The 11,401-nt window shown below is 55.9% G+C and carries 3 protein-coding genes; all 3 read left to right on the plus strand.

Annotated elements, in window-relative coordinates:
• Window positions 1–22 precede the first annotated feature (22 nt).
• The 3 genes from E1N14_RS19760 (at window position 23) to E1N14_RS19770 (ending at window position 11,255) form a co-directional block, all read left to right on the plus strand.
• The gene (locus E1N14_RS19760; protein ID WP_025011360.1) at window positions 23–1,132 is read left to right on the plus strand and encodes a uroporphyrinogen-III C-methyltransferase; all 1,110 of its coding nucleotides are present in this window, start codon (window positions 23–25) and stop codon (window positions 1,130–1,132) included.
• On the plus strand, window positions 1,129–2,298 hold the full coding sequence (locus E1N14_RS19765; RefSeq protein WP_025011361.1) for a heme biosynthesis HemY N-terminal domain-containing protein: 1,170 nt from the start codon (window positions 1,129–1,131) through the stop codon (window positions 2,296–2,298). The genes E1N14_RS19760 and E1N14_RS19765 overlap by 4 nt, the downstream gene beginning before the upstream one ends.
• 275 nt (window positions 2,299–2,573) lie before the next feature.
• Window positions 2,574–11,255: a retention module-containing protein gene (locus tag E1N14_RS19770; RefSeq protein WP_208155357.1), complete on the plus strand. Its 8,682-nt coding sequence runs from the start codon at window positions 2,574–2,576 to the stop codon at window positions 11,253–11,255.
• The last annotated feature ends 146 nt before the right edge of the window (window positions 11,256–11,401 follow it).

An 11,401-nucleotide genomic window follows, 5' to 3' on the forward strand; every position in this document is an offset into this window, starting at 1 on the left:
GTCGCGTTAAAGGACTGCATTAATGGATAACAGTAAGCCAGAAGTCGGGAGCGATACCCCCGCACTGCCTACCCAACCCTTGGGTACCACAGAGCAAGAAACCCCAGCGGCGACAGCCAAGCGCAGCTCATGGCCCCTGAGACTGACGCTGCTATTGAGCCTATTGCTGGCACTGCTGGCCTGCGCCATAGGTGCTTATCTCTTTTGGCAACTGCAGCAACAGCAAGCCGCCAATGCGCAACTGGCAACCACTCTAGAACAAGTCAAACAAGCTCCAGAGGCCAGATTGCAGGCACTGGAGCAGCAACTGAGAAGCGACCGGCAGCAAAATCAACAGCAGCAAGGTGCCATAGAACAACTGAGCGATGCCCAGCAGCAGATGCAAACCCGTATCGCCACTCTGGCACAGCGTAACCCCAACCATTGGATGGCGGCAGAAGCCGAATATCTGGTGCGGATGGCGGGACGTAAACTGTGGTTGGAGAAAGATCCGCAAACGGCAACCGGCCTGTTACAGGCTGCCGATGAGCGAATTGCTGCCATGCAGGAGCCTTCACTCATGCCTCTGCGTCGTGCCCTCGCCAACGATATGGCGGCGGTCAGCGCCATCAAGAATACCGATATCGCAGGTACAGTGTTCACCCTCGATGGTATTATCACCAAGTTGGACAAGTTGCCACTCAATCGTGTCGGCAGCCAGCAAATGGAGCAGGAAGCAGAAAACAAGATGTCTGACTCCATAGGTGATTGGCAGAGCAACCTGTCCAAGACCTGGAGCGCACTGAAGGAAGATTTCTTCACTATTCGCAAGATAAGCTCGGATATCACTCCGCTGCTGTCTCCCCAGCAGGAATGGTATTTATTCGAGAATATCCGCAATAAGCTGCTGCAGTCGCAACTGGCCCTCTATCAATATGATGAGCTCAACTACCGCCAGTCATTGGCCATGGCCCGCAAGTGGATCCAGCAATATTTCGATCTCGACGATCCACGCACTGAAGAGGTGCTGACTGCAATCAATGCTTTGTCCAGTCTGCAACTGGATCCTATCAATCTGACAAAATTTGAATCCAGCGCTCAACTCAAACAGTTGGTCACCTATGGCGAACTCATGCCGGGGGCTGAACTATGATAAGAGTACTCATCTATCTGGTGATTATTCTGGCTGGTGCCTGTCTGAGTCCACTTTTTGCCGGCAAAACAGGCTATGTCTATATCGCCTTTCTGGACTGGCAGCTGGAAACCAATCTGCTGTTTGCCGTTATGGCACTCATCATCTTCTTTGCTCTACTGCAGTTGCTGGAATGGCTACTGGTCACTGTGCTGAATTTGGTATTAAGCAGTCGTTACCTGCCGCGGCGCTGGCGCCGCAATGCCGCCCGCAAGTACACGCTCACCGGCGCACTGGCGTTGGCAGAAGAGGATTGGCCAGCGGCCGAAAAAGCGATGCAAAAAGGCGCCGAAGCCGGTGAACTGCCGGCTCTCAATTATCTGGCTGCCGCCAGAGCGGCCCAAAGACAGTTCAAGAATGAAGAGCGGGACGACTACCTGAATAAGGCCGCCCAGTTGCCACTGGCGACCCAGGCGGTAACCACCACCAGAGTGCGCTACTACATGCAGCAAGGCGAGCTGGAAAAGGCCCGCGAGCAGCTGGACAAACTGCAACCCAGCAGCAAGAGCAAGGCTCCGGTACTGCAACTGGCACTGGAGCTTTACCAGAGCCAGCTTGACTGGCAGGCTCTGAAACTGTTACTGCCGGCGCTGCGCAAAAAGCAGATCCTGGATAATGAGGAATACGAGCTCCTGAACCAGAGGGTAAATAATGCTTTGCTGGCCCAGGCAGCCCTTCGCAGCGAGCAGGAACTGGAAAAGTGTTGGCACTGGCTTAGCCGCCAGGAACGCAGCCAACAAGCCAATATGGCACAATATGCCTTGGGGCTTGCCAGCTTCAACCGCCGTGACGAAGCCCTGAAACTACTGAACAAGGCGCTAAAGAAGGAACCTTGCGCCTCTGTACTTGAAGTTTTGCCGAAGGTTTTTGAAGCCCAGGACAGTGAAACCCTGAAACTGCTGAAGAACTTGGAACCCAAGCTAGAGAACCATGCCGACTACCAACACTGCATGGCCCAAATTCATGAACTCTGCCGTGAATTCAGTCTGGCCCGAGCCGCATGGGAACGCTTGTGTCACTTACTGCCCCGCAAGGAATACTGGCTGGCCTTGGCCAGACTTCAAGAGCAGTTGGCCGATCATCAAGGGGCTTTCAATAGCTACAAGCAAGCCGCCAAGAGCGACTAATCGCTAGACCTTTTCGTAATAAAAAAGCCACTTATTTAGTGGCTTTTTTATTAGCCATCACAAGATTATCTGCACGCATACCGTAACCGCATGAATGCGAGATAGATTCTCCAAAGCGGACAAATTGTCTCTTAACAACCTCCTAACCGCGATCAATGTCACATATTTGACAGCCTCAGTTTCAACCTCAGACTTAATAATTAATACCTTTAGCTGACGCTCGTGGGCACAGAGTGACCTTGCCGTCAGTATTTGCGTGCAAAGGAGTATGAGTTATGGGCGTCGCAATCAGTAAGCAAGACGCGGTTGTCACCAATTTGGTTGGACAACTCAAGGCCAAGGACGAAAATGGCAATATCCGCGATTTGAGTATCGGGGATCTCATCCGCAATGGTGAAGAGATCATCTTCACCACAAACGATACCTTCACTATCGAATATGCCGATGGTACAAGGCTGACAGAGAAAAATGCGCAGCCCAGCGCTCAACCTCAGCCGGATACAGCGGCCGCAGATGTCGCCCAATTCGCCAACAGTGGAGTCGATGCCGAGATAGCCGCACTGCAGGCTCAGATACTTGCAGGTGACGACCCTACGGCAAATCTGCCTGCTACCGCAGCCGGGGCCGGAACAACCGGTAACCAAGGTGATTTCGGCTATGTTGCCGTAGACAGGGACGGGTCAGAGTTATTGGCCAGCGCAGGCTACGACACCAGTGGCTTTGACCAAACCGCCATTACCACTCAAGAAGAAATACTGCTTGAGGACCTTCCCCTGACAGGCCCCACGCTCAATAGCGGCGCAGCCACACTCTCAGATGCCAACCTGCCAACAGGGACCACTCCATCACCCGCCGCCTTGACCCAAACCGGTAACTTGAGCTTTAGTGCCGCGGCTGGCGTGGCAAGCTTGACCCTGGATGGGGTTGCCATTGTCTCAGGCGGAGTTTTTAATGGCCCTGTCAGTATCAATACCGAATACGGCGTGCTCACCATCAACGCCATTGACCTGATAAACGGCAATATCAGCTACAGCTTTACCCTCAATTCCGCGGTTGACCACAGTTCAAGTGATGACTTCTCCCAGGCTTTCAACCTGATATTGACCGATCTAGAAGGAAACAGTGTCGGTAATACCCTTACCATCTCGGTACTGGATGACGCTCCAAGCGGCCAGGATGACGTAAACAGTGTAGATGAAGACTCGCTACTGGCCATTAGTGGCAATCTGCTCGACAACGATGTTCAGGGCGGCGATACCGCACAGGTAACAGCCGCTGGCAGTGGCGGCAACCTTGATAATGCCGTATCCAATCAAAGCCAGGTTTCAGGCAGCTACGGCCTGCTGACCCTCAATGCCGATGGCAGTTACAACTATCAAATCAATTCTGCAGCACAAGCGGTTCAGGCGCTCGCTCAGGGAGAATCCCTGACGGAAGTCTTCTCCTATCTGCTGACCGATGCCGATGGTGATACCAGCGTCCAGACCTTGACTATCACTATCACTGGCACCAACGATGTGCCTGTGATCAGCACGCCTCAGCCGGGTGAGGCCGATGGCGCTGTGCGAGAAGCCGGCCAGTTCGATGACGGCAGCATAGACCCAGGTACCCCGGGTGTCAGTGGCCAACTCAGCGCCAGCGATGTGGATAATGGTGCCGTGCTTATTTGGTCCGGTAGTGCCGACAGCCCACTTGGCAGCTTCAGTGTTGATGCCGCCACTGGCGCCTGGAATTATCAGCTCGATAACGCTGCAGCCGACGGCCTGCTGGAAGGCGAAATTCGCACCGAAACCTTCTCTGTTACTGTAACGGATGAGCTTGGCGCCAGTGCCGAGCAACTGGTCACTATTACCATCATAGGTACCAATGACGCCCCCATTCTCAGCGCCGATAGCAGCGGCAGCATTACTGAAGATGTTGATGTTATCAATGGTATTCTCAGCGACAGCGGCAGCTTAAGCTTCACCGATGTGGATATTGGTGACAGTCATGTTGTCAACAGCAGCTACAATGGCGATGTCAGCTGGAGCGGCGGCGCACTGGATCAAGCCACACAGGATGCGCTGGCTGCCGGCTTCAGTGCCGACAACTCCGGCTGGAGCTATGATATCGCCAACAGCTTGGTACAGTTTCTCGCTGTCGGTGAGACCATCACCTTGAGCTTCACGCTGACGGTCACAGACGCCTTTGGCGCCACTGATTCACAGCTAGTCACTCTGACCATCACCGGCACCAATGATGGCCCGATAATTAACCCTCCTGGCGAGGGCGATGCCGACGGCACTGTGCGTGAAGCCGGTCAATTTGACGATAGCAGCGTCGATCCCGGAACTCCGGGTGTCAGTGGCCAACTCAGCGCCAGCGATGTGGACAACGGTGCAGATCTGACTTGGTCCGGTAGTGCCGACAGCCCACTTGGCAGCTTCAGTGTTGATGCCGCCACCGGCGCCTGGAATTATCAGCTCGATAACGCCGCCGTTGATGGTTTACTGGAAGGCGAGATTCGCACTGAAACCTTCACTGTCACGGTGACAGATGAGTATGGCGCCAGCGCCGAGCAACTGGTCACTATTACCATCATAGGCACCAATGACGCACCTATTCTCAGCGCTGACGCAAGTGGTGCCTTCATTGAAGATCTTGATGTCATCAATGGTATGCTCAGTGACAGCGGCAGCCTGAGCTTCACCGATGTGGATATTGGTGACAGCCATGTTGTCAGCAGCAGCTACAATGGCGATGCGAGCTGGAGCGGCGGTGCCCTGGATCAAGCCACCCAGGATGCGCTGGCGGCCGGCTTCAGTGCCGATAACTCCGGCTGGAGCTATGATATCGCCAACAGCCTGGTGCAGTTCCTCGCCGTCGGCGAAACCATCACCTTGAGCTTCACACTAACAGTCACCGATGCCTTTGGCGCCAGTGATTCACAACCCGTCACTTTGACCATCACCGGCACCAATGATGCACCGGTGCTGAGCATCGATATGAGCGGCGCGGTCACCGAGGATGTCGATGTCGTAGCCGGGATGCTCAGCGACAGCGGCGTCCTCAGCTTCACCGATGTCGACATCAACGACAGCCACAGCGTCGGCAGCAGTTATAACGGCGATGTACTCTGGAGCGGCGGCGCCCTGGATCAAGCCACCCAGGATGCGCTGGCGGCAGGCTTCAGTGTCGACAACTCCGGCTGGAGCTATGACATTGCCAACAGCCTGGTGCAGTTTCTCGCCGTCGGCGAGACCATCACCCTGAGCTTTGATGTCACGGTCGATGACGGCAACGGCGGCACCGATACCGACACCGTCACAGTGACCATCACCGGCACCAATGATGCACCGGTGCTGAGCATCGATATGAGCGGCGCGGTCACCGAGGATGTCGATGTCGTAGCCGGGATGCTCAGCGACAGCGGCGTCCTCAGCTTCACCGATGTCGACATCAACGACAGCCACAGCGTCGGCAGCAGTTATAACGGCGATGTACTCTGGAGCGGCGGCGCCCTGGATCAAGCCACCCAGGATGCCCTGGCTGCTGGCTTCAGTGCCGACAACTCCGGCTGGAGCTATGATATCGCCAACAGCCTGGTGCAGTTTCTCGCCGTCGGCGAGACCATCACCCTGAGCTTTGATGTCACGGTCGATGACGGCAACGGCGGCACCGATACCGACACCGTCACAGTGACCATCACCGGCACCAATGATGCGCCGGTGCTGAGCATCGACATGAGCGGCGCGGTCACCGAGGATGTCGATGTGCTGGCCGGGATGCTCAGCGACAGCGGCGATTTGAGCTTCACCGATGTCGATATCAACGACAGCCACAGCGTCGGCAGCAGTTATAACGGCGATGTACTCTGGAGCGGCGGCGCCCTGGATCAAGCCACCCAGGATGCGCTGGCGGCAGGCTTCAGTGTCGACAACTCCGGTTGGAGCTATGACATTGCCAACAGCCTGGTGCAGTTTCTCGCCGTCGGCGAGACCATCACCCTGAGCTTTGATGTCACGGTCGATGACGGCAACGGCGGCACCGATACCGACACCGTCACAGTGACCATCACCGGCACCAATGATGCACCGGTGCTGAGCATCGATATGAGCGGCGCGGTCACCGAGGATGTCGATGTCGTAGCCGGGATGCTCAGCGACAGCGGCGTCCTCAGCTTCACCGATGTCGACATCAACGACAGCCACAGCGTCGGCAGCAGCTATAACGGCGATGTACTCTGGAGCGGCGGCGCCCTGGATCAAGCCACCCAGGATGCACTGGCGGCCGGCTTCAGTGCCGACAACTCCGGCTGGAGCTATGACATTGCCAACAGCCTGGTGCAGTTTCTCGCCGTCGGCGAGACCATCACCCTGAGCTTTGATGTCACGGTCGATGACGGCAACGGCGGCACCGATACCGACACCGTCACAGTGACCATCACCGGCACCAATGATGCACCGGTGCTGAGCATCGATATGAGCGGCGCGGTCACCGAGGATGTCGATGTCGTAGCCGGGATGCTCAGCGACAGCGGCGTCCTCAGCTTCACCGATGTCGACATCAACGACAGCCACAGCGTCGGCAGCAGTTATAACGGCGATGTACTCTGGAGCGGCGGCGCCCTGGATCAAGCCACCCAGGATGCCCTGGCTGCTGGCTTCAGTGCCGACAACTCCGGCTGGAGCTATGATATCGCCAACAGCCTGGTGCAGTTTCTCGCCGTCGGCGAGACCATCACCCTGAGCTTTGATGTCACGGTCGATGACGGCAACGGCGGCACCGATACCGACACCGTCACAGTGACCATCACCGGCACCAATGATGCGCCGGTGCTGAGCATCGACATGAGCGGCGCGGTCACCGAGGATGTCGATGTGCTGGCCGGGATGCTCAGCGACAGCGGCGATTTGAGCTTCACCGATGTCGATATCAACGACAGCCACAGCGTCGGCAGCAGTTATAACGGCGATGTACTCTGGAGCGGCGGCGCCCTGGATCAAGCCACCCAGGATGCACTGGCGGCCGGCTTCAGTGTCGATAACTCCGGCTGGAGCTATGACATTGCCAACAGCCTGGTGCAGTTTCTCGCCGTCGGCGAGACCATCACCCTGAGCTTTGATGTCACGGTCGATGACGGCAACGGCGGCACCGATACCGACACCGTCACAGTGACCATCACCGGCACCAATGATGCACCGGTGCTGAGCATCGATATGAGCGGCGCGGTCACCGAGGATGTCGATGTCGTAGCCGGGATGCTCAGCGACAGCGGCGATTTGAGCTTCACCGATGTCGACATCAACGACAGCCACAGCGTCGGCAGCAGTTATAACGGCGATGTACTCTGGAGCGGCGGCGCCCTGGATCAAGCCACCCAGGATGCCCTGGCTGCTGGCTTCAGTGCCGACAACTCCGGCTGGAGCTATGATATCGCCAACAGCCTGGTGCAGTTTCTCGCCGTCGGCGAGACCATCACCCTGAGCTTTGATGTCACGGTCGATGACGGCAACGGCGGCACCGATACCGACACCGTCACAGTGACCATCACCGGCACCAATGATGCGCCGGTGCTGAGCATCGACATGAGCGGCGCGGTCACCGAGGATGTCGATGTGCTGGCCGGGATGCTCAGCGACAGCGGCGATTTGAGCTTCACCGATGTCGACATCAACGACAGCCACAGCGTCGGCAGCAGTTATAACGGCGATGTACTCTGGAGCGGCGGCGCCCTGGATCAAGCCACCCAGGATGCGCTGGCGGCAGGCTTCAGTGTCGACAACTCCGGTTGGAGCTATGACATTGCCAACAGCCTGGTGCAGTTTCTCGCCGTCGGCGAGACCATCACCCTGAGCTTTGATGTCACGGTCGATGACGGCAACGGCGGCACCGATACCGACACCGTCACAGTGACCATCACCGGCACCAATGATGCACCGGTGCTGAGCATCGATATGAGCGGCGCGGTCACCGAGGATGTCGATGTCGTAGCCGGGATGCTCAGCGACAGCGGCGTCCTCAGCTTCACCGATGTCGACATCAACGACAGCCACAGCGTCGGCAGCAGCTATAACGGCGATGTACTCTGGAGCGGCGGCGCCCTGGATCAAGCCACCCAGGATGCACTGGCGGCCGGCTTCAGTGCCGACAACTCCGGCTGGAGCTATGACATTGCCAACAGCCTGGTGCAGTTTCTCGCCGTCGGCGAGACCATCACCCTGAGCTTTGATGTCACGGTCGATGACGGCAACGGCGGCACCGATACCGACACCGTCACAGTGACCATCACCGGCACCAATGATGCACCGGTGCTGAGCATCGATATGAGCGACGCGGTCACCGAGGATGTCGATGTCGTAGCCGGGATGCTCAGCGACAGCGGCGTCCTCAGCTTCACCGATGTCGACATCAACGACAGCCACAGCGTCGGCAGCAGTTATAACGGCGATGTACTCTGGAGCGGCGGCGCCCTGGATCAAGCCACCCAGGATGCACTGGCGGCCGGCTTCAGTGTCGATAACTCCGGCTGGAGCTATGACATTGCCAACAGCCTGGTGCAGTTTCTCGCCGTCGGCGAGACCATCACCCTGAGCTTTGATGTCACGGTCGATGACGGCAACGGCGGCACCGATACCGACACCGTCACAGTGACCATCACCGGCACCAATGATGCACCGGTGCTGAGCATCGATATGAGCGGCGCGGTCACCGAGGATGTCGATGTCGTAGCCGGGATGCTCAGCGACAGCGGCGATTTGAGCTTCACCGATGTCGACATCAACGACAGCCACAGCGTCGGCAGCAGCTATAACGGCGATGTACTCTGGAGCGGCGGCGCCCTGGATCAAGCCACCCAGGATGCCCTGGCGGCAGGCTTCAGTGTCGACAACTCCGGTTGGAGCTATGACATTGCCAACAGCCTGGTGCAGTTTCTCGCCGTCGGCGAGACCATCACCCTGAGCTTTGATGTCACGGTCGATGACGGCAACGGCGGCACCGATACCGACACCGTCACAGTGACCATCACCGGCACCAATGATGCACCGGTGCTGAGCATCGATATGAGCGGCGCGGTCACCGAGGATGTCGATGTCGTAGCCGGGATGCTCAGCGACAGCGGCGTCCTCAGCTTCACCGATGTCGACATCAACGACAGCCACAGCGTCGGCAGCAGTTATAACGGCGATGTACTCTGGAGCGGCGGCGCCCTGGATCAGGCCACCCAGGATGCGCTGGCGGCCGGCTTCAGTGTCGATAACTCCGGCTGGATCTATGACATCGCCAACAGCCTGGTGCAGTTCCTCGCCGTCGGCGAGACCATCACCTTGAGCTTTGATGTCACGGTCGATGACGGCAACGGCGGCACCGATACTGAAACCGTGACAATCACCATCAATGGTACCAACGACCCGGTTGAAGGCGAATTTGCCAAAGAGATCTGGGTTCCGGCCTCCCTATTGCAACTCTCGGATCCTTATCTTGCCGGTTATCCGCTGAATATTGATGTTCCAACCGATGTAGATGCCACGGATGACATTAGCATAACAAACTTGAGCCTTGAGTTTATCGATCCGGGGGAAACCGCCGAGATAGGCTCCATTTGGTATTGGGATGAAGACATCCAGATGCTGGTGCAGTATGACTTTAACAATCCTGAGGCCTTATCTGCCACAGAGTTGGGCAGTCTGGTCTATATGCCGGGGGATAACGGTGACATAGAGGAACAACTGGATATTTCTCTGACCTTCACAGTCAACTCAGGTACAGATCAGGTTGATGGCGACTTCATCATCCATGCTGTGCCGGGTAACAGCTTGGGAGGGGAAAGTGTCACCATAGGTGATGGTTCATCGCCTTTGACCTCAGGGAATGATCAGGATGCTGTCCTCAGTATCAGTGGCGGATTCGCCGATGCCATTAATTTAGATCCAGCCAATGGTAGCCTGGATCTGTTTACCGATTACCAGAAATCGCCCTTTGCCATTCCAATTCCCGGAGATGAGAGAGACATTGACACTACCGCGGGCAGTAAGCGGGAAACAGAGGTCTCAGTCAGGCTTACCATTAACGGCATAACCTTCATAGTGCTGTTGGCAGATCCCGTCGATAGCGTCGAACAGACTTGGTTCTATGATGCGGATTCAGGCTTGATGAAGGCCAGTATTGGCTACGATCAGATAGTGCAAGAATCGGATAACTCAGTAACTCTCGCCGACTACCTGACTTTGAATCCGGCCCAAGCAGGCGATCTATGGACAATTACTTACTTCGACAATGATGGAGGCAGTTATCAGGCCAGGTATGTACAAGCTGTATTTACTCACGAGCTGCTACCTGATGATGCCATTACGGTAACAGGAACCGACGACATAGATAATCTCATCTTTGGTAGCACTCAAAGTGACTCGCTCACCGGGGCAAACCAAAGCGATGAAATAGTCGGTCGCGAAGGAAATGACACCATCTATGGTCTGGAAGGTGATGACCAACTACTGGGTGGCGCCGGCAATGACTACATCTTTGGCGGTACAGGTGCCGACTATCTGGTTGGCGGCCCCGGCAGTGATCGCTTGGATGCAGGTATAGACAATGACAGAGATATATTGATCTGGGATGCAGGGTCTGCAGATGGCAGCACTGATGAAGTCTATAACTTCGACCCTAACACTGATGCACTGGATTTATCAGACATCTTGGTCAATGAAGAAAACGGGGTTTTGGATGATTACCTGGACTTCAGCTTTGTGGGTGGCAACACCATCATAAGTGTCGACACAACAGGTGCCGGAGGGGACAGTGTCACCATAGTTCTCAATGGTGTGGATCTATCCACAGAGTATGGAACTACAGATGAAGGTGTGATTATTCAATCCCTTATCTCCGACGGTGCATTGTTGGTCACTCAACCTGTTGTTCAGGCTTCTCTTCCAGAGCCTAACTATACTTATTCATCCGAGGAACAATTAATTCCCTAACCTTAAGCAATAATTTTTTCAATAGAATCAACAGGAGCCGCAGGCTCCTGTTTTTTTATTAATCAACAGCAAAAAATATTTCTTTTAAATCAGCAAATTAACAAATTTGCAAATAGCGTCAAAAAATTGACCTTTGAAACTAATTA

Source organism: Shewanella algae, from assembly GCF_009183365.2.
GTDB classification, from domain to species: domain Bacteria; phylum Pseudomonadota; class Gammaproteobacteria; order Enterobacterales; family Shewanellaceae; genus Shewanella; species Shewanella algae.